This window comes from Flavobacterium wongokense (assembly GCF_021608265.1).
Lineage (GTDB): Bacteria > Bacteroidota > Bacteroidia > Flavobacteriales > Flavobacteriaceae > Flavobacterium > Flavobacterium wongokense.
On sequence record NZ_JAKIHP010000005.1, the window covers coordinates 73,051 to 93,701 of the forward strand.

The window sequence follows — 20,651 nt, forward strand, 5'->3', positions numbered from 1 at the left end:
TATTTGATATATCAATAATCACCCAAAAACCACCACAACCAAAACCCACCAAAGTATAGGAATGCTCTCTGCCCAAAAGGAAGTGTAATATTTAGACCGTTCCTCATTGGCACAAAGAAGAAAAAGAAAGGTAGTAATTGCAATGCCAATCCTGACATACGTTGCCGGAGCAGGAAACGTTGTGATAAAAAAAGGAGCCACCACAAAAACCAATAAAAGGATGCTTCCAACGATTTTAGTATTCTTCACTCCTATCTGTTGCGGAACGGTTTTTAAATTCAGGTCGTCCACCTTCAAATCAATGATTTCAAAAATCAATATCAATACAAAAATCAGTATAAACCGCTGCAAACCCACCATGAACATGACAAAGCTAATCGGGATGCCGGCGTCAATCACAGGCAGGAACAAGGTAATCCCAACCCAGCAAAGCGCTACCATATAAATTTTGACACCAGTCCAGTTCCGTGCATTTTTCCTATTGGGAAAGAACGGGAGCGTATACAGCATCGTCAATACCAGGAATGCAAATGCAATGATTTTAGTAGTTTGCGATAATTGGAAAAAGAAATATGCAGCAGCTAAAAAAGAAACGAAACTCAGGCCTGCGATCAACTTTAATTCGGTACGCATCTGCTGTTTCTGCCTTCGGGCAAGTGCATCGTATTTGACAAAATTATAAGCGACTATGGTTCCGAAAAAAGCAAACAGCGCAGACGGATGGATATCGTTTATCCCAAACATAAATCCGGTCATCCTTACCATAGCATAGACCGCCAGCGACACATGGATGCTGCTGTTGATATAAAAGTCGAGAAGCCTCTTAAATATACCCATCCAACAAAAATACGCATTATGTTAACAAGCCATCCTTTTAGTTGAAAAAAACCAAAAAAATGCATCCTTTTTAACCTAAAATTTAGACTTTAATAATTACTTTTGTTGGCGTTAAAAACAACACACTTATTTACACTAAGAACTTATCATTTAATGAGAACAGACGCATTTGCATTACGCCACATAGGTCCACGTGAGAGCGACCTTAACCACATGTTCAAAACCATAGGAGTTGAAACTTTTGACCAGCTGATTTATGAAACCATTCCGGACGACATCCGTTTGAAAAACGATCTGCAGTTGGAACCGGCAATGACCGAATATGAGTATTCACAGCACATACATGAACTGGGCAAAAAGAATAAGGTATTCAAATCGTACATCGGTTTGGGTTACCACCCAACGATTGTCCCTGCGGTAATCCAAAGGAATATTTTTGAAAACCCGGGTTGGTATACTGCCTACACACCTTATCAGGCAGAAATTGCACAAGGACGATTGGAAGCGATTCTGAATTTCCAAACCACGGTAATTGAATTGACAGGAATGGAAATCGCAAACGCATCCTTACTGGACGAAGGAACTGCTGCTGCTGAGGCAATGGCATTGTTATTCGACGTTCGTTCGCGTGACCAGAAGAAAAACAACATAAGCAAGTTCTTCGTTTCAGAAGAGATTTTACCACAAACACTTTCCATATTACAAACCCGTTCCACTCCGCTAAACATTGAATTAGTGGTAGGAAACCATGAGGATTTCGACTTCTCTACCGATTTCTTCGGGGCTATTTTACAGTATCCTGGGAAATACGGACAGGTAAATGACTACAGCGCATTTATCGCTAAAGCAAATCAAAACGAAATCAGGGTTGCTGTTGCTGCCGATATCTTATCATTGGTGAAATTGACTTCACCAGGTGAAATGGGAGCTTCAGTAGTGGTGGGAACTACTCAGCGTTTTGGTGTCCCAATGGGTTACGGCGGACCGCACGCAGGATATTTTGCGACCAAAGAAGAATACAAACGTTCGATGCCGGGAAGGATCATCGGTGTCTCCATCGATGCCAACGGAAAGCGTGCACTACGTATGGCTTTAGGAACCCGTGAGCAGCATATCAAACGTGAAAAAGCAACCTCAAATATTTGTACCGCTCAGGTTTTATTGGCTGTTATGGCGGGAATGTACGCAGTGTACCACGGTCCAAAAGGACTGAAATACATTGCCGATAAAGTACACGCTTCGGCAGTAACCTTGGCGGATGCCTTGAATAAATTGGGCGTATACCAAACCAACACCGCTTTCTTTGATACGATTTCAGTGAAAGCGGATGCAAATAAAGTAAAGGCAATTGCCGAGAAAAACGAAGTGAATTTCTTTTATGCGGATGCCGAAACGATTTCTATTTCGCTAAACGAAACGACTTCGACTGCCGACATCAACCAAATCATTGCCATCTTTGCGGAAGCAACCGGAAAAGAAGCTTTCAAGGTTACGGCTTTGGCAGCAAACAATAATATCCCTGTTGCGTCTATCAGGACTTCTGATTTCCTGACGCATGAAGTATTCAACAACCATCATTCGGAATCCCAATTGATGCGTTATATCAAAAAACTCGAGCGTCGCGACTTGTCGTTAAACCACTCGATGATTTCGTTAGGTTCGTGTACGATGAAACTAAATGCTGCTGCCGAAATGCTGCCGTTATCTATGGCAAACTGGAACAGCATCCACCCATTCGCACCTATCGAGCAGGTGGAAGGCTACCAAATCATGCTTAAAAAACTAGAGCAACAACTGAATGTAGTAACCGGTTTCCAAGGGACTACATTGCAGCCTAATTCTGGTGCGCAGGGCGAATATGCCGGTTTAATGGCAATCCGTGCGTATCATTTATCCCGTGGCGACAACCACCGAAATGTATGCCTGATTCCATCTTCGGCTCACGGAACCAATCCGGCTTCTGCGGCGATGGCAGGAATGCACATCATCGTAACCAAAACCATGGAAAACGGGAACATCGATGTGGAAGATTTAAGGGCAAAAGCGATTGAGCACAAAGACGACTTGTCTTGTTTGATGGTAACCTATCCTTCTACTCACGGGGTTTTCGAAAGTGCTATCTGTGAAATTACCAAAATCATCCACGACAATGGCGGTTTGGTGTATATGGACGGTGCCAATATGAATGCACAGGTTGGTTTGACCAATCCGGCTACGATTGGTGCTGACGTGTGCCACTTAAACCTTCACAAAACCTTCGCCATTCCACACGGTGGTGGTGGACCTGGAGTTGGACCTATCTGCGTAAACGACAAACTGGTTCCGTTTTTACCAACAAACCCTGTGATTCAGGTGGGTGGTGAAAAAGCAATCACAGCGATTTCTTCTGCGCCTTATGGCTCTGCTTTGGTTTGTCTGATTTCGTATGGTTACATCACGATGCTGGGTGCCGAAGGTTTGAAAAGCTCCACACAACACGCCATTTTGAATGCAAATTATATCAAAGCCCGATTGGAAGAACATTATCCTGTTTTATACTCAGGGGAAATGGGGCGCGCAGCACACGAAATGATTTTGGACTGCCGTTCGTTCAAACAAAACGGAATTGAAGTTACCGATATCGCAAAACGTTTGATGGACTATGGTTTCCACGCACCAACGGTTTCATTCCCGGTAGCAGGAACGCTTATGGTAGAACCAACAGAGTCAGAAGACTTGGCGGAATTGGACCGTTTTTGTGACGCGATGATTTCCATCAGGAAGGAAATTAACGCAGCCACTGCCGAAGACGCCAACAACGTATTGAAAAACGCTCCGCACACTCTAGCAATGCTGACGTCAAACGACTGGAACATGCCATACACCCGTGAACAGGCAGCCTATCCGTTGGATTACATTGCCGACAACAAATTCTGGCCAAGCGTACGCCGTGTAGACGATGCCTATGGCGATAGGAATTTGATTTGTTCCTGTGCTCCGATTGAAGCGTATATGTAAAATAACTAATAAGGCATTAGCCAAAAGATAATAAGCCTCGGGATTAACCGGGGCTTTTTTTATTGCTACAAATTGTTTAGAAAAATTTTATCTTTGGTAGTCGACTTGTCTATAATCGACAAGTTACTACACATTTTCTTGGAAAATCATCAAAATCACCAACTTATAATGAGCCAATTAATTTTGTTTCCATTGTTTTGAAATTTGACTTTGTATTTTTAAAATGTTTATTAATTATTTTTTCTCTATTTTTTGAATAAAATAAACTCAATACAAATTTGCAAAAAAGATCTTTATTAGATAAATCCTTTAAATCAGAATAAGATTGAACTTCAGAAAGATCAAAATAGTCTTCCAACTTTGTATTATTTTTTCCTTCGATTAAATCCAACGTCATAAATTTTCTGCCTTCAACTTCTCCAAAAAGTTCAACGGCTTTTTTTAATCTAGCCCTACCTTCAGAATCGTTATCCCATAATGCTAAATATTTTTTCCCTAAAAATATCATATAAGGAATTTGATTAAGTACAGAAGATGCACTGACGCAAGGGAAGTAAGTAAGTTTATCTCCTGTAAACATCTTAAAACAATAATAATCATAAATTCCTTCTAACAGAACGATATTATTATAATCAAATTCGATTAATGGCGGGCGAACCTCTAGAGCATCAAATATTGATTGGTAAGCAGAATTATTTTTCGGCCTTACTATTCCTTTATGATTTAATCTATCTAAAACAATTTTTCCATCTTTATTCTTTTCTGCTAATCGAATGGAATTAATTGGAACAAATTCCGGATTTAATAAATTATGTGAGTGAGTACAATATATGACTTTATTTTTTATAGAAAGATTTTTAAGCTGTTCAACTAATTTATTTAGGGCAAAAGTATGTAGATATGATCCTGGTTCATCAAGTAAATAAACTGTATCCTTATCGTCTTCCTCACGTTTATCATGATTGTAGTGAAGTTTAATCATAAAGTTAATATACCAATAGAATCCCTTACTCCTATGTGAAATCTTAAAATGTCTGTCTCTTGGTTTCCCATCCACCAAAATAATCTCTACAATATTGAAAATTAAATGAGGTACATTTTCCTTAAGAAGATAATCGATTTTAACACTTATATTTTCTGTTTTCTCAAATTTATATTTACTCCACTCCTCTAGTAATTTACTATTTAGTTCTTGTTGAACATCGCTAATAATACTATACCTAACACTTTGTTCTCTATTTGGTAAATCATAGACACTATAAGATGCGTCAGTTTGCTTAAAAAGTTCTTCTATATATTCAATCCAATCGCTATCACCATCTTCATTAATGGGAAGTTCTTCGGGTAGTCGATCATGAAAATCATCGAAATATAGAACATAAGGTAATTTACGAACAATTTCTCTACAAATTTTATCAGCTACATCCTCTGATATTTGTCCCTCAAACGATTTTATAGAATACTTTTTTGTTTTCAAATCTCTATCAATAACCAAGTTATTTGAAGAACTTATTTGTTTAAGTATTTTTAATCCTTTTACTTCTTCCCAATTTTCTAATTTTACACTATCATCATTAAAGTCGATTTTTTCTAAACTAAATTTAGCGTCAAAGGTTTCAGAATATAAATTTGTAAACTTTTTTAACGATTCCTCAAAAATGTTTTCAATTTTTTTAAACCCATTATATTCTATTTCCGCTGAAACTATAACAGGTTTTATTGCGGTTGAATATAAATTTGTGACATTATCTAGATGTCTTCCTCCATTTCTAGAATCATTGAAGTGATCGAAAGCAAAAACTGCTTCTAAAAACGTAGTTTTCCCACTTTCGTTTTTTCCAATTATAGGAATTAGGGACTCTTTAGAAATGTCAATTTCTGTAATCTCACTGATACCTCGATAACCATTAATAATAAACTTCTTAAATTTCATCTGGATAGATTTTGAAATAATATATGTTACAATTTATAACAAAATTGCTTCAAGAATCTAATTTTCAACCTAATATTTTCCACCTATTTAAAAAAAAAACGATAGCGCGGATTTGCAACCCGGACAGCGCGGATTTGTAATCCGTGCCTATAGATTTTTTCTCCCCTACACCACCCCCGTAAACACCACCTGCACCGGGTTAAACTGTTTACTATTACAATAATTCTTATCCCCCAGCACCGTGCGGTGGTCCCATAACAGCAGCTGTGCCGCTACGATAACGCGGGTACCTTCCGGGAACGGCTGGGTTTCCAGCGTGATGTTAGTAGGACCATGCGATTGCAGCTCAAAACCAAAGACCTCGGTCATCACATTCCTTCCGCCTTCCGCAGGAAAGCCTACGACCAATATTGCCAGCTCAGCGCCTATATAGTGCATTGGTATTGAATGAGGAATTATCGGTGCTATCGCCACTTCGGGCAGTTGCACAGTATCATTTTCGGTAATGGTAAAAGGCAGTGCCATCGGCAGGCAGTCCTGCAGCCTGGTGTTAGCATTGAATTCAAACCCCACCAACTCCGACAAGTCCGCCGAGAACAACGTCAGGTGTTCCTGGTATCCCTGTGGGAAATGAAAGGCTTTGTGCAGGGCTCCGGTAAGGCGTTGGCTGGCATACGGGTCGGTGCCCACCAGCAGCAAAGGACGCAACGCATTCCGAATTGCTTTTGATTGCGCCACCGCATATTTAAAATTCGTGGAACTCGCCCGCGTACCCTGGCTTTGCTTCGGGTTGACCGCGCGGGTCTGCACTATCGATTTGCCATTCAGGCTGCGCACATACAGCGGGCCAATCAGTCCCTGCAGTTGTTGTTTGTGGTGTAGGTTTGCCATAATCCCGTTCGGTTTAAATTAAACAATGGTTGCTGCCTAACTGCCTTGGTTAAGGCTGTAGTGTGGTTTTTCTCATAAACTGTGCCAGTCTTGGTCAACATGTGTTCGGGATGCCTTCGGGTTGTGTGCGATGTGTGTCCGATTAAAACCCCCTTTACATCGGACACACATCGCACACACATCGGACACACATCGGACACACCCTGGATAAAACCACTTGGAAACACACCCTATTACAAATAAAAAAGGCTTCCGGAAATGATCCGAAAGCCTTCTTTGCTCTAACTAAAACTTATTTTATTTCAATCAGCCTTTTTGGTTTTGGCAACGCTTCCTCGCGCTTAGGCAGGGAAATGTTTAAGACACCATTGTCATAGCTGGCCTCGATGGCGTCGTAATTAACCGTTTCAGGCAGGTTGAAAGTCCTTTTGAACGAGGTGGAAGCGAATTCCTTTCTGGAATACTGCTCTTCATTCACCTCATTTTCAAATTGCTTTTCACTGGAAACCGTTAAGGTCTTTTGGCTAATCTCTACCTTGAAATCTTCTTTTGCAAGTCCGGGAGCATACACCTCCAGTTTAAAAGTGGTGTCGTTTTCCTTGATGTTTACTGCTGGGAGCGTGTTGTAATAATTTTGGCTTCCGCCATTCCAGTCAGTCTTAAAAATTTCATCCAATAGAGATGGAAAAGCTGAATTGTTGCTTCTTTTCACTAAGTCCATGATATATAAAATTTAAAGTTAAACATGATTCTCTTTCCTCAAAAAAAATACCAGAGGCAAAAACCAGGGTTTAAGCATCCTCAAAATGTCAGATTGACAGCGGATGACTGAAAAAATTTCAGGATTGACGCCTATAAATTAATTACTTTTGACACACAAACCAGGCACAGCATGCACGACATCCAAAACCAGGACGATTTATATTTACTCGTAGACGAATTCTACAAAAAACTATTGGCGGACGACGCCATCAGCTACATCTTTACCGATGTGGTGAAAATCCATATTGAGGAACATTTACCTATTTTGGTTACGTTCTGGTCACAGGCTATATTAGGGACTGGCGGTTATACGCGGAACCTCACGCAAATCCATTTGGATATCAACGCTAAAGAGCACCTGACTCCCGAGCTGTTCAAAATCTGGCTCGGCCATTTCTACCAAACGGTTGACGAGCACTTCAAAGGTGAAAAAGCGGAACAAATCAAAACGCAGGCACTGAGCATTGCCACCATTATGCAGATAAAAATCGCACAGGAAAAAGATAAATAATTGTTAGTTCAACAATAATATTCCTCGTTTTTTAAATTATTCACAATATTTTTCAATTAATTGCAAATTGCTCAAAGAATAATTATTTTTATTAATAATTTGGCAACGAAATATTGAAAATAATGAATATCAAAATAACGGGCTCCGGAAGTTACATTCCAACAGAAATAGTATCCAACAAGGATTTTGCACAACATGTTTTTTTGAATGATGACGGAACGCCTTTTCCACATCCGAACGATATTGTTGCCGAGAAATTCCTTGAAATTACCGGAATCCAGGAACGAAGATATGTTACCGATGATTTGCTGACTTCAGACATCGCCACCATTGCTGCCAAAAAGGCGATTGAAGACGCTAATATCGATCCCGAAACCTTAGACTATATCATCTTTGCCCACAACTTTGGGAACGTCCGTAAAGGTGCCATTCAAACCGATTTGGTTCCGAGCCTCGCTACAAGGGTTAAGTTTGATTTGCGTATAAAAAACCCAAAATGCGTGGCTTATGATATGCTTTTTGGCTGTCCGGGTTGGGTGGAAGGCGTCATTCAGGCACAGGCGTTTATCAAAGCCGGAATGGCAAAAAAATGTTTGGTGATTGGCGCAGAAACGCTTTCCCGTGTCGTTGACCTGCACGACCGCGACAGCATGATTTATTCTGATGGTGCCGGTGCAACAATTATAGAAACCACAGAGGATGATGCCGGAATATTGGCACACGAAACTGCCAGCTTTACCTATGATGAAGCCTATTATCTGTATTTTGGGAATTCTTTCAACAAGACCCATGACCCTGATGTTCGTTACATCAAAATGCAGGGAAGGAAAATCTATGAATTTGCCTTGAGCAATGTACCCAAAGCGATGAAGGAATGCCTTGACAAAAGTGGTGTTGACATCAAAGACATCAAAAAGGTATTGATCCATCAGGCCAATGAAAAAATGGACGAAGCCATAATTCACCGTTTTTACAAATTATACGGCCAGACACCGCCGGAAGGCATCATGCCGATGAGCATCCATAAATTGGGGAATTCGAGTGTCGCAACAGTTCCCACTTTGTACGATTCCTTAGTCAGAGGCCAGATTGAAAACCAAAGCCTGCATAAAGGCGATGTTATTCTTTTTGCATCTGTAGGTGCCGGAATGAATATCAATGCCATCGTTTATAAAATGTAATAAACTTTGTAACTTTGCAACTTTGTAACTTTGCAACTCATGTACGAGAAGACCTATCCAAGCAAACGCTTCAATTTAACGTTAGCCTTTTTAAAGAAACACATCAAAACCTCTGAGACCATTTTTGACCTTGGAGTTCCCAATCCGTTTTCCAAAATCATGGAAGAAAATGGGTTTACCGTTATCAATACCAAAGGCGAGGATCTGGACAATGACCAAACGGCTTTGCAGAATGAAAGTTATGAAGTGTTTACCGCATTCGAAATCTTTGAGCATTTGTTGAACCCGTATACGGTTTTGGAAAATGTAAAATGCGATAAACTGCTTATATCCATTCCACTTCGTTTATGGTTTTCTTCGGCTTACCGAAGCAAAACCGACAAATGGGACCGACATTACCACGAATTCGAAGACTGGCAGCTCGACTGGCTTTTGGAAAAGACCGGCTGGAAAATCATCGACAGGCAGCAATTTACCCATCCTGTAAAGAAATTAGGCATACGCCCTTTGCTGCGATATTTCACACCAAGATATTATATGATTTATGCTGAAAAGGTGAAATAGTTCCATCTTTTAGTTTTTTATCTAAAACCATCTGAATCAGGTGGTTTTTTTATGCTTTTTTTAGAGCTTTTTCGTAATTATTTGATTTTCAGAATCCTGATGTTCCTGCCGTAAAAGTAGACTTACAGGATTGTTAATTTTTTGAGTAAAATGCAGTTTTTTAAGAAATCGCAATCTGTACCAAAAACTGTTAAAATTAGAAATTAGAATATATAACTCTTGTAAGTTTTTTATATAATGAATTCTTACTTTTTAACAAATATAGTGCATTTCATCGATTTTATTTGTCATTTTGTCGACAATACCTGTATGTTTGACTCGAAATAAAACATAACCCTAAAATCTATTATTATGAAGAAATTATTTACTTTTTCAATGTTGACTGTAGTCACTTTCTCTTTCGGTCAAAAGTTGTTTATTGTTAAATCTGATGAAAAATTCGGAATTATAAATGAGTCCGGAGTAGAAGTTATTCCGCCAAAATATAATGCAATTGATGACTTTGACAAAATGCACCCAAATTGGGCTAAAGTAGAGTTGGAAAACCTATACGGTTTCGTTGATAAAAGTGGCAAAATTGTGGTGGAACCAAAATACCAGACTATCGACAATTACGATGAGTACAATTCGGGTTGGGCCATGATCATCAAGGATGGAAAATATGGTTTCATGAACGAAGCCGGAAAAGAAATCGTTCCGCCTATTTATGACAAAGTTGGACGATTTGGCGATTATGCCAAAGAATGGATACTTGTAGAAAGCCAGGGTTTAAAAGGATTTATTGACAAAGACGGGAATATCGCGGTTCCGGTGCAATATACTGAAGTATCCAAATTTGACGGTGTCAGGAAAAATTGGGCATTGGTAAAAAACAGAAAAGAGAAACTTGGATTTATCGACAAAACCGGTAAAGAGGTTATTCCGGTAATCTATGACAATATTGAAGCCTTTACAGGCAAAAAGAAAGCGACTGAAGTGGCAAATGCCGAGTAAGTTGGTAGTTTTTAGAATTTGAATTTAGAAAGGATTTCTTAACGGAAATCCTTTTTTTATGTTTCAAATTTATACTTTTACACAACCTATAAGGCACTAATGAATTATCAGATAATCATCCCGGCACATAACGAAGAAAAGGATATCGACTTTACCCTTCATTCCCTTACAGTCCAAAGTGTTTTGCCCAAAAATGTACTGATTGTCAATGACAATTCCATAGATGGTACGCAGCTGGTTATCGACAAATACATTCAACGGTTCCCCAATCTGTTTTCATCGATACGCCTACAATCAGAAGCCAAGCATTTACCGGGAAGCAAGGTGATTAATGCTTTTAATCATGGATATAAAACGATTGATACCGATTTCGATATTATCGTAAAAGCTGATGCCGACCTTATCTTTCCAACCAATTATTTTGAAACCATTATAAAACATTTTGAATCTGACGATACCATCGGAATGGTGGGCGGATTTGCCTATATTCATAAAAACGGTGACTGGATTTTGGAAAACCTGACTGATAAAGACCATATCCGTGGTGCTTTCAAAGCTTACCGAAAGGAATGCTTTGAGCAGATTGGCGGTTTGAAACCCGCTATGGGTTGGGATACTGTTGACGAATTATTATGCAAATTCTACAATTGGAAAGTGGTTACCGATGAATCCTTAAAGGTAAAGCACCTGAAACCAACAGGAGCCAATTACAACAAAGAAGCGCGTTACAAACAAGGCGAGGCGTTTTACAGTTTGGGTTACGGATTTTTAATTACTTCCATCGCATCCTTAAAATTGGCGATGCGAAAAGGAAAACCAATGCTTTTCCTGGATTACCTCAACGGATTCCGAAAAGCCCAATCGGCAAAAAAGCCACTTTTGGTTACTAAAGAGCAGGCACAATTCATCAGGAACTACCGTTGGAAAAAGATGAAGGAAAAGCTGTTCTAATTTCCAAAAAACTCATAACTCATAACCCATAACTGCTTCGTCAATTCAAAAAATAAAGGGTTTTTATTTTTCTCGGGTCATAACTTATAGCTATTTTTGACATTATTTTAAACCTATGATGCTCGTTCGTTATTTATCGCAAATCGGAAGATACTTTTTAATGCTTGCTGAAATTTTCAGGAAGCCTACAAAATGGTCGGTGATGCGAAGCTTAATCTTTAAGGAAATCGATGATTTAATTATTGACTCACTTGGAATCGTAGCATTCATTTCGTTTTTCGTAGGTGGCGTTGTGGCCATCCAGACTGCGTTGAACCTTACCAATCCGTTAATCCCGAAATACCTTATCGGTTTTGCGACCAGGCAGTCAATCATCCTCGAATTTGCACCTACATTCATTTCGATAATCATGGCAGGGAAAATGGGTTCGTTCATTACGTCAAGTATAGGAACCATGCGCGTTACCGAGCAAATTGATGCACTTGAGGTAATGGGTGTCAATTCCTTGAATTATTTGGTTTTTCCAAAACTGATAGCATTGCTGCTCTACCCTTTTGTGATTGGAATTGCAATGTTTCTGGGAATTTCCGGTGGTTTCATTGCCAGCGTTTATGGCGGTTTCGGAAACAGTACCGATTTTATAAGCGGGCTTCAGATGGAATTTATTCCGTTTCACATTACGTATGCTTTTATCAAAACCTTTGTTTTTGCCTTGATTTTGGCAACCATTCCTTCCTTTCACGGTTATTATATGAAGGGCGGAGCGCTCGAGGTTGGTAAGGCAAGTACGGTTTCATTCGTGTGGACATCGGTTACGATAATTTTAGTGAATTATATATTAACGCAATTACTTTTAACCTAATGATAGAAGTAAAAAATGTTGAGAAATCATTTGGCGATGCCAAAGTCCTAAAAGGGATTACCACCACTTTTGAGACCGGGAAAACCAATCTTATCATCGGGCAGAGTGGTTCGGGAAAAACGGTTTTGCTTAAAAGCCTGCTGGGAATCCATACTCCGGACAAAGGAACCATTGCCTTTGACGGAAGGATTTATACAGAGCTTTCTGATGCCGATAAAAGGGAACTGCGTACCGAAATCGGGATGGTTTTTCAGGGAAGTGCCTTGTTTGACAGCATGACTGTTGAAGAAAATGTGGGTTTCCCGTTGAAGATGTTCACTACCAAATCGGCTGCGGAAATTAAGGAACGCGTCAATTTTGTTATCAATAGGGTTAACCTTCAAAATGCAAACCTAAAGAAACCATCTGAACTTTCCGGAGGAATGCAGAAACGTGTTGCCATAGCGCGCGCCATTGTAAACAATCCGAAATACCTATTTTGTGACGAACCCAATTCGGGGCTTGACCCAAAAACGGCAATTGTGATTGACAACCTTATCCAGGAAATTACCAAAGAATACAATATCACAACTGTTATCAACACCCACGACATGAACTCGGTGATGGAAATTGGTGAAAAGATTGTTTTCCTCAAAGAAGGGATTCTGGCCTGGGAAGGAAGCAAAAAAGAGATTTTCAAAACCGATAATGAAGCGGTTGTAGATTTTGTCTACTCTTCCAATCTTTTCAAAAAAATCAGGAAAGCACAGAACAAGGAAGACGAATAAATTATCCCCTTCCTACGAAAATCCAACCGTGCTTTTCAACCCCATTCCTTAATCGGACAATATAATAATAGGTCGAATCCGGAAGGTATCCACCATGCATGTTCTGTCCGTACCATCCATTGGTATAATTGTTTTCCTCATACACCAACCTTCCCCATCTGCTATAGATTTCTAAACGGTCAACATCATAATTGGTCAGGTCAAAGCCATCATTAGCCCCATCATTATTAGGCGTTATCACATTAGGAAAATCACAGAATGTGCTGGTTATATTTATGGTTTGTGGAAAAGAACATCCCTCATTGTTGGTCACAACTACACTATAATCTCCTGTTGGCTGATTGGTGATGATCAATGGATTGGCAGTGCTGGTAAAATTGTTTGGCCCACTCCATAAATACGTTGCTGTATTTGGGTCAAATGAAGAGCCTTCGGCCGGAATTATCCTTACCGTGTAAGCTCCTCCCGATTCACATAATTCTTCATGGGTATAATCCGGTGCCGGTTTTATCGTTACAACAATGCTTGCAGGCGACTGACAGTTTCCTATTATCGCATTCACCGAATAGGTTCCGGCATTCGCAGCAGTGATATCCGCTATTATCGGATTTTGCAATGATGACGAAAAGTTATCAGGACCACTCCATTGATAGGTTGCATTTGGGATGGACTGGACAAACAACTCAATATCTTCACCTATGCAATACGATGTATTTCCGGTAATAACAGGAACTTCTGGTGCAGGCAGTAATGTAATGGTAACCGTTGCATCATCGACAGCACCACAAAAACCATTGACGGTGTATCTAAAAATATAGGTTCCAAGAGGAACACCTGAAGAAAGCCAATTGCTTCCTACCAACATTCCGCTTGAGGTTATTTCCTCCCAGTCTCCTCCGGTATCAAAAGGAGTTCCCAGTATCGTAAATAAATTGACGGTTGAAGCGTTGCTACAGATAGTCCTGTTGGCGTCAATACCGGCATTGGGTGGTACGCTTGGAGCTATTGTATAATTAAGGATCCTATCGACGCAGGAGTTTGTTGTTGTAGAATAAATCCTCACGTGATACACGCCAATATTGGCATTTGTAAACGGAGTAAAATTCAACGTATTGGTGGTACTCAAAATCGTAGCGGTATCGTTATCCTTCCACCATTCATAATTCAGGAAAGAGAATGGCTGAACCGAAAGCTGTCCGTTTTGGCCCTGGCATAAATTGTTAGGCGTTATCTCAGGTTGCTGTAACGTATTGATATCAAACAGCCTGTTTACAACATTTCCACAAACATCCTGAACCCTGAAATTATAGATTCCCGGCTGCAAACCTGCAAATGAGTTGGATGTGCCGTTATTGACAATAAATGAAACCCCATTCCAGGAGGTAATCCTATAATTCAGTGGCGCTGCACCATTAGCGATGATGTAAACCTGTGAACCACCATTTACACAGGGAATCCCGTATGCGTTTATGATTTCCAAATCGCCTGAATGGATAAATGTTTTGATGGTATGGACACAATTCTCTGATGAATAACCATTACCGAAATAATTATACTTGATTAGAATCCTGAATGTACCTGTAGCGGCAATATTGTAATTCATAGCCGGATTGCTTAGGCTGAAAGAATTACTCGCATTTGGAACTGATCCGAGTGGATAAGCAACGCCCGTTAATGGATGCCCCCATTGATTGGTTACCGGATCAAGTCTTTGCAACCAGTAACTCGGCAGCTGCGTCGGTATGATATTGTCAGTAAAATTCATATTCACATCAAACGAACCACAATTGGTAATAACGTCAATGCCATCTACTCCCTGATGGTAACCGATTAGGTTGTATGTTGTAGTTTTCTCCACATCACAAATGTCCTTGGTGTAAAAGGTATAGCTTCCTTCAGGAAACGAATTCATATAAAATTGGCCATCACCTCCAATATTAAATGAAACATCATAAGGCAGTGGATGCGGAAATGAAGGTGGCGCAGCAATAATCCTGACTATGGTCAGGATATCATTTGGTGTTACCAAGGCAATAGAATCATAATTCTCGCCGCAACCCTTCATCTCAAAGAAAAGCAACGGGTCTTGTGAAATTGTATGGCCTACATTGACTACCATAATATGATGTATGCCGCAAATATCGGTTATATCTAAACCATAATCTCCCGTAATCAAATCAGGAATTGTCATAGTACTACCAACTGTCGTAGGGATCAGGAAGGAAACATCGTAGGGCATCGGATGGTTGTAGCCTGTTGGTGCACTGGTAATAATGGCAGAGGTTATTGTGCCAGTAATCTTAATATTGCCAAGATGAAGACCTGCACAGCCCGCTTCCGGAGTCGAATTTACAATTACTGCTTCAGGTTTGGGGGGCATTTCAAAAGTATAACTAAAAGGATTGCCACAGGTATCCATTCCCTGTATGGTATAAGTTCCGGGAGGAAGCTGCATTTGCAATACTCCTCCACTGATCAATCCTGTAACATTGTAAGGGATTGGATGCCCCAAATCATTGGTTGATGCGGTGATAATTGCTGAGGTAATGAATGGCCCAAAATTTTCATCAGCGGGAATCTGTACTGATTCGAAAATATCACATGGGTTGGCTAATTTAAAGATGTATCCTGGCCCAAAATCGTGCATCACTATCTGCCTGGTAACCGATCTGCCACAGCCATCTGTTACCTGAACAGTGTAATTCCCATTCGGAATCTGATTTCCGGTGATTGAATAATAATTTGTTCCTCCACCAGCAAAAGGTCCCGGATGACCACTATTATAAGTTGTTGGATTAAACCCTGGAGGTGCTGAAAGGAAGTTAACCGTAAAAGGAGGCACATAGTTACATAAACCAATACTTATAACCTTCAAACAATTAATATAGGTTGGCTGTACAACTGCCTGAAGTTGTAAATTAATCTGATTGTTATTCCTCACATATACGTTACCACAAGCGTCTGTAACCCTGATATTGTAGCTGTAGCCCTGCGCATGGTAAAAAGGAATGATATTAGAGATTCCCTGAAGCGTAGGATTTCCTGAAGTTAAGGTTTGAGTTAGTATTATAGGAGTTCCTCCAGATGGTGGAAAAACAGTTATCTGTATTGTTAAAGGATAACGAATCGTAGTAGTAGGATCTGATGCGATGTTATGACTGACCTCAATGGTATTACAGGATTCCAATTCGCAAGGTGTACTAGGAGGACCTATATTCAGATTAAGTGGATTATAAAAGGTTACGGTATAGGTTTGTACTACCCCTTCTCCGCAATTATCATTAACCCTTACATTGTATGTTCCTGCCGGAAGGTTGGGAAAAGAATTCGACGCCTGAGGAGGCACCGTAATGGGTCCACTAATAATTTCATAGCTTACAGGATTCCCGGTGAGCACATTTACATTTATCGTTCCTGTATCACAATTTATTGCCGTATGGCTTAAGGAATAAGTGATATAAACCCGTGTATCCAGAATTGTGATATCCTGCTGCTGGGTACCGCTTGCAGCACCTAAGGTTTGGGTGGCAACAACCCTGTAAGTTCCCGAAGTCAAGCCACCAAAGGTATTGGCAGACGTAACTGCTATCGAATTGACGACATCGGGCAATCGGTAAATCCTGTAGATGAATGTTGAACCCGGAGTGGTATTGGTTACATTAAATGTTAACGAGGCATTACCTGTACATGATTCATCAGTTTTGGTAAGGGTCAACACAAAGTTGGATAACTGACCATAAGTGGCCTGTCCAACACATAAAAAAAGAAAAATTACAAGGTATAATTTTTTCATGGCTTAGATTTTGACTTTCAAATATACTTATAAAAATTCCATCTTTAATAGCTCATTTATTAAAACCTGCTTTTTACTTATTATTCTTTAACAATGAAAGAGAATCAATTAGCCTCGGTGAAGGAAAATCCAGCCGGTCTTGGTTTCCTCAGTTGCCAATTTAATGATGTAGTAATAAGTCGAGTCGGGAAGCAGGCCTCCATCCATGTTTTGACCATGCCATTCATCCAGATAATTGTTTTTCTCATAAACTTTTCTACCCCAACGACTGTATATTTCAAGCTTTACTACATCAAATCCTGTCAAATCAAAACTCTCGTTAGCATTATCATTATTTGGCGTAATTACGTTGGGTATAAAACAATTGGTTCGGGGAACATCGATTACATTTGTAGTTTCACAGCCAAATTCGTTGGTAATCGTTAGCGAATAAATTCCTGTTTCTGCACCGGTAATCGTTATTACCTGTTGATTGCCTGTAAAATTATTTGGGCCTGTCCAGCTGAATGTTGAATTATTTTCATCAAAGGAAGTTTCATTCAATTTGGTAACCCAAACCTGGTATTCGCGGTTCACGCAATCCTGATTCAGAACAAAGTCCGGCAAAGGATTTACCAAGACAGCCACACTGGAATCACCGGATTGACAGCCATTGTCCGTTGCGTAAACGGTATACGTTCCGTTTTGGTTTGAAGAAATTGCATTCAGGATTGGATTTTGAACATTCGATGTAAATCCGTTTGGGCCGGTCCAATGATAAACAGCATTCGTTACTGTTGTTGCAAACAGGTTTAAATCCTGGGTTTCACAAATAATCGGATCTGCGCTTGCTGTTGGTATTTGCGGAATCTCTTTTATGGTAATGCTTATCGAGGCGTCATCCGACAGGTTGCAGGAACCGGCAACATTATAATTAAACTGATACGTTCCAAAAGAAATAGTCGAGGAATCCCATAAATTATTGGTCAGCATATTGCTTGAAGTGGTTTCCGACCAGGTTCCGGTAGTGTCAAAACTTCCGGTTAACAAAACATTCAAATCCATAATACCCTGTCTTCCACAATAAGAGACTGCGTTGTCGTTTCCTGCATTTGGAGTATCATCACCAATATTTACGCTATAATCCAAAACCTGGTTAAGGCATGAATTTGGGTTTCCCAAATAGGTAATCCTTACGTGATACGTTCCATTGTCTGTAGCCGGATTAAAAACCGGAAAGTTCAGCGAATTGGCGTTACTCAATATGTCTGCCGTGTTACTGCCTTTCCACCATTGATACGTCAGAAATGAAAAATTGGGAGCTGTCAAAGAGAAAGAACCACCGTTACACGGGATTGCGCTGGGCGTTATCAACATCGGATTGGGACTGTCAACATCATACTCACTATTTAGCCTATTCCCACAGGCATCTTCAACTTGAAAATTATAGGTAGCCGGTGCAAGCCCCGAAAAGAGGTTTGAATTACCATTTTCAATTAAAAACGGCTGTCCGTCTTTGGTAGTAATCCTGTAAGTTAGGGTCGAATTTCCTTCAGCCTGCACAACCGCTTCGTAAGTATTCCCACAGCTGATGGTAAAGACATCAACAATCCGTGGCGTATCAAAAAAATCAAATTCGTGAATGACTTTTATACATGTAACATATGAGGTGTCATCCCCGTAAGACCTAGATACTTTCACTATACGAAAATGGCCTGTGTAGGCAAAATTATAATTGATGGCATTATTGGTTACGGGAATTGCAACTGACGAGTAAAAAATACCTCCATCGGGATAATCAATATTCGTTAAGGGGTTAAACCATTGATTGGTTTGTGGATTAAATTCCTGAAACCAATATTGCGAAACGGATGAATTATTGCTGGTATGTTCCAAATAAAAATCGAATGAGCCACAGTGCGGGGTAATTTCAACATTGGTACTTTCCTGATAGCCCGAAATAGTTGCGTTCACCGTTTGGATAAGACCACAGCTATCGGTTGCTTCAAATACATAGTCACCTGCCGGTAAATAACCTACGCTAAATGCTGATCCTGAAACAATTCCTGAGGTATAATCATAAGGCAGTGTTCCCGTAAAGGTCGTTGGTGCAGAAACCAGTCTAATAGCAGCTAAGTCTCCTACGATTTCTACCGACCCTTCTCCAGTATCACAACCTTCCAAAACATCTGCAAAAGGTATTATCGGGTTTGGAGAAATACTCATTGTCAATATTGAGGGGTTCCCACATGAATCCAGTATATTGAACACAAAGGTTCCTACAGGAAAGTTTGAAAGCGTTATAAAACCACCTGGTGGTCCCGAATATTCATGAGGCAATGGAGTTCCAAAATCGGGTGGTGCTGAAACCAATATGAGTTGGCTGACATTAAAAACAAAAGCTGTTGCTCCGCTGCAGGTACGGTTAAAAAGCGAATAATAAGGTGGCGTAGCCTGACTAGCTGTTATCTCAATCGTAATGTGCTGCACTACCCCACACAGATCTGCCGCATCAAAAGTATAAGTCCCCACTGGCAAACTATAAATCGTGTAACTTTGAGAAGATGCCTGCACCAAATAGGTTTGTGGAACCACGCCAGTATAACTTGATGGAGCAGTAACCATAGTCAAGGCAGTTATATTACTAAAAATAACATCTTGATGGGTACAATCTACATTGATTTGGGAATGGGCTACGTTAGGCACTGACAGATTTTGAATAATACCACTGTAAGTGTAAACATCCCCGCAGGCATCTGTTATTGAAATGGTATAGTTGTAAGGCTGATTGACATAAAAAGGTATCATCTGAATAAACTGATTTGTTGGCCCAGAAAAAAAATTTATTGTCTGGGTTGAAACCACAGGAGAACCAGACTGTGGGTAAGTCGTAGCAGTCACCTGAAGCGGGTATTTTATTACCCCTACAGGAGCAGCAGATAATGTCTCTACCTTTACCCTCAACCTTATTTCAGTACACGAAATCACCTGGGCATTTACCAGTGATACTGCAATACGCGTATCCCGCCTTAATACGGTAAAGGTTTGTACCACAGCTTCTCCACAGGCATCAATGACCCTTACCTGGTACGCTCCTGCCGTCAAGCCGGTAAAAATATTTGATGGTTGCAACGGCCTAATCATTGGCCCCGAAAAAAGCTCATAACTTACGGCATTCCCAGTCACTACATTGACCTGTATTACCGCATCATTTCCACAAGTTTCGCTCAGTGAGCCTGTATTTAATTGGTAGGTCAAAACACCTCTTAAGTCATCAATCGTAACAGTCTGCTCCTGAAAACCGCTATCACTGCCCAATGATTGGGTTGCCCTTACCATATAGGTTCCCGAAGACAAACCTGAAATACTGGTAGCCGATAAAACCGATACAGGCGTCGTCACATCGGGAAGAAGGAACACGGAATAAATTATCGTAGCACCAGCAGTCGTATTCGAAACTGAAAAAGTAAGGCTGCCATTCGCAGTACAGGTTTCATCTGTTTTGGTAACAGTAAGCGTAAAATTGGATAGCTGTCCTTGGACAAACTGTGCAAAAAGGATAACGAAAAATAGGCACAGTTTTTTACCAAACATTATTGTTGCTTTTAGATATTAAGAATAAGTATAATA

At 40.1% G+C, this 20,651-nt stretch carries 14 protein-coding genes; 8 read left to right on the forward strand and 6 right to left on the reverse strand.

The annotated features are described in order from the left end of the window. Positions 1–18: 18 nt before the first annotated feature. Positions 19–837 carry a UbiA prenyltransferase family protein gene (locus L1S31_RS12490; protein WP_236465068.1) on the reverse strand — a complete coding sequence of 273 codons (819 nt, stop codon included), beginning with the start codon at positions 835–837 and terminating at the stop codon, positions 19–21. Positions 838–990: 153 nt separating this feature from the next. Here L1S31_RS12490 and gcvP point away from each other — a divergent pair, with 153 nt between their 5' ends. Then, complete coding sequence (gene gcvP / locus L1S31_RS12495; protein ID WP_236465069.1) at positions 991–3,834, forward strand: aminomethyl-transferring glycine dehydrogenase; 2,844 nt, start codon at positions 991–993, stop codon at positions 3,832–3,834. 163 nt (positions 3,835–3,997) lie between these two features. Here the strand turns inward: gcvP and L1S31_RS12500 are convergent, their stop codons facing one another. The 3 genes from L1S31_RS12500 to L1S31_RS12510 all read right to left on the reverse strand — a co-directional run bounded on the left by L1S31_RS12500 (position 3,998) and on the right by L1S31_RS12510 (position 7,379). After that, positions 3,998–5,767 (reverse strand): AAA family ATPase, encoded by a 1,770-nt coding sequence (locus L1S31_RS12500; RefSeq protein WP_236465070.1) that lies wholly within the window; start codon positions 5,765–5,767, stop codon positions 3,998–4,000. A gap of 165 nt (positions 5,768–5,932) precedes the next feature. Beyond that, on the reverse strand, positions 5,933–6,658 hold the full coding sequence (locus tag L1S31_RS12505) for a hypothetical protein (protein WP_236465071.1): 726 nt from the start codon (positions 6,656–6,658) through the stop codon (positions 5,933–5,935). Positions 6,659–6,950: 292 nt separating this feature from the next. Further along, positions 6,951–7,379 carry an Hsp20/alpha crystallin family protein gene (locus L1S31_RS12510; protein WP_236465072.1) on the reverse strand — a complete coding sequence of 143 codons (429 nt, stop codon included), beginning with the start codon at positions 7,377–7,379 and terminating at the stop codon, positions 6,951–6,953. 171 nt (positions 7,380–7,550) lie between these two features. Here L1S31_RS12510 and L1S31_RS12515 point away from each other — a divergent pair, with 171 nt between their 5' ends. The 7 genes from L1S31_RS12515 (at position 7,551) to L1S31_RS12545 (ending at position 13,249) form a co-directional block, all read left to right on the forward strand. After that, on the forward strand, positions 7,551–7,931 hold the full coding sequence (locus L1S31_RS12515) for a group III truncated hemoglobin (RefSeq protein WP_236465073.1): 381 nt from the start codon (positions 7,551–7,553) through the stop codon (positions 7,929–7,931). Positions 7,932–8,053: 122 nt separating this feature from the next. Beyond that, complete coding sequence (locus L1S31_RS12520) at positions 8,054–9,112, forward strand: 3-oxoacyl-ACP synthase III family protein (protein WP_236465074.1); 1,059 nt, start codon at positions 8,054–8,056, stop codon at positions 9,110–9,112. A 39-nt stretch (positions 9,113–9,151) separates the two neighbouring features. Continuing rightward, positions 9,152–9,676 (forward strand): methyltransferase, encoded by a 525-nt coding sequence (locus tag L1S31_RS12525; protein ID WP_236465075.1) that lies wholly within the window; start codon positions 9,152–9,154, stop codon positions 9,674–9,676. Between the two features lie 351 nt (positions 9,677–10,027). After that, positions 10,028–10,669, forward strand: coding sequence for a WG repeat-containing protein (locus L1S31_RS12530; protein WP_236465076.1), 642 nt, complete (start codon positions 10,028–10,030; stop codon positions 10,667–10,669). Between the two features lie 99 nt (positions 10,670–10,768). Continuing rightward, positions 10,769–11,620 carry a glycosyltransferase family 2 protein gene (locus tag L1S31_RS12535; protein ID WP_236465077.1) on the forward strand — a complete coding sequence of 284 codons (852 nt, stop codon included), beginning with the start codon at positions 10,769–10,771 and terminating at the stop codon, positions 11,618–11,620. A 115-nt stretch (positions 11,621–11,735) separates the two neighbouring features. After that, positions 11,736–12,482, forward strand: coding sequence for an MlaE family ABC transporter permease (locus L1S31_RS12540; RefSeq protein ID WP_236465078.1), 747 nt, complete (start codon positions 11,736–11,738; stop codon positions 12,480–12,482). After that, on the forward strand, positions 12,482–13,249 hold the full coding sequence (locus tag L1S31_RS12545) for an ABC transporter ATP-binding protein (RefSeq protein WP_236465079.1): 768 nt from the start codon (positions 12,482–12,484) through the stop codon (positions 13,247–13,249). The genes L1S31_RS12540 and L1S31_RS12545 overlap by 1 nt, the downstream gene beginning before the upstream one ends. Before the next feature lies 1 nt (position 13,250). Here the strand turns inward: L1S31_RS12545 and L1S31_RS12550 are convergent, their stop codons facing one another. Beyond that, positions 13,251–17,042 (reverse strand): T9SS type B sorting domain-containing protein, encoded by a 3,792-nt coding sequence (locus L1S31_RS12550; protein ID WP_236465080.1) that lies wholly within the window; start codon positions 17,040–17,042, stop codon positions 13,251–13,253. A gap of 108 nt (positions 17,043–17,150) precedes the next feature. Continuing rightward, positions 17,151–20,615 carry a T9SS type B sorting domain-containing protein gene (locus L1S31_RS12555; RefSeq protein ID WP_236465081.1) on the reverse strand — a complete coding sequence of 1,155 codons (3,465 nt, stop codon included), beginning with the start codon at positions 20,613–20,615 and terminating at the stop codon, positions 17,151–17,153. Positions 20,616–20,651: the final 36 nt, after the last annotated feature.

Bases quoted from the DNA above. Each gene is read 5' to 3' on its own strand.
- L1S31_RS12490 (WP_236465068.1), bottom strand. From the start codon at position 837: ATGGGTATATTTAAGAGGCTTCTCGACTTTTATATCAACAGCAGCATC.
- gcvP (WP_236465069.1), top strand. From the start codon at position 991: ATGAGAACAGACGCATTTGCATTACGCCACATAGGTCCACGTGAGAGC.
- L1S31_RS12500 (WP_236465070.1), bottom strand. From the start codon at position 5,767: ATGAAATTTAAGAAGTTTATTATTAATGGTTATCGAGGTATCAGTGAG.
- L1S31_RS12505 (WP_236465071.1), bottom strand. From the start codon at position 6,658: ATGGCAAACCTACACCACAAACAACAACTGCAGGGACTGATTGGCCCG.
- L1S31_RS12510 (WP_236465072.1), bottom strand. From the start codon at position 7,379: ATGGACTTAGTGAAAAGAAGCAACAATTCAGCTTTTCCATCTCTATTG.
- L1S31_RS12515 (WP_236465073.1), top strand. From the start codon at position 7,551: ATGCACGACATCCAAAACCAGGACGATTTATATTTACTCGTAGACGAA.
- L1S31_RS12520 (WP_236465074.1), top strand. From the start codon at position 8,054: ATGAATATCAAAATAACGGGCTCCGGAAGTTACATTCCAACAGAAATA.
- L1S31_RS12525 (WP_236465075.1), top strand. From the start codon at position 9,152: ATGTACGAGAAGACCTATCCAAGCAAACGCTTCAATTTAACGTTAGCC.
- L1S31_RS12530 (WP_236465076.1), top strand. From the start codon at position 10,028: ATGAAGAAATTATTTACTTTTTCAATGTTGACTGTAGTCACTTTCTCT.
- L1S31_RS12535 (WP_236465077.1), top strand. From the start codon at position 10,769: ATGAATTATCAGATAATCATCCCGGCACATAACGAAGAAAAGGATATC.
- L1S31_RS12540 (WP_236465078.1), top strand. From the start codon at position 11,736: ATGATGCTCGTTCGTTATTTATCGCAAATCGGAAGATACTTTTTAATG.
- L1S31_RS12545 (WP_236465079.1), top strand. From the start codon at position 12,482: ATGATAGAAGTAAAAAATGTTGAGAAATCATTTGGCGATGCCAAAGTC.
- L1S31_RS12550 (WP_236465080.1), bottom strand. From the start codon at position 17,042: ATGAAAAAATTATACCTTGTAATTTTTCTTTTTTTATGTGTTGGACAG.
- L1S31_RS12555 (WP_236465081.1), bottom strand. From the start codon at position 20,615: ATGTTTGGTAAAAAACTGTGCCTATTTTTCGTTATCCTTTTTGCACAG.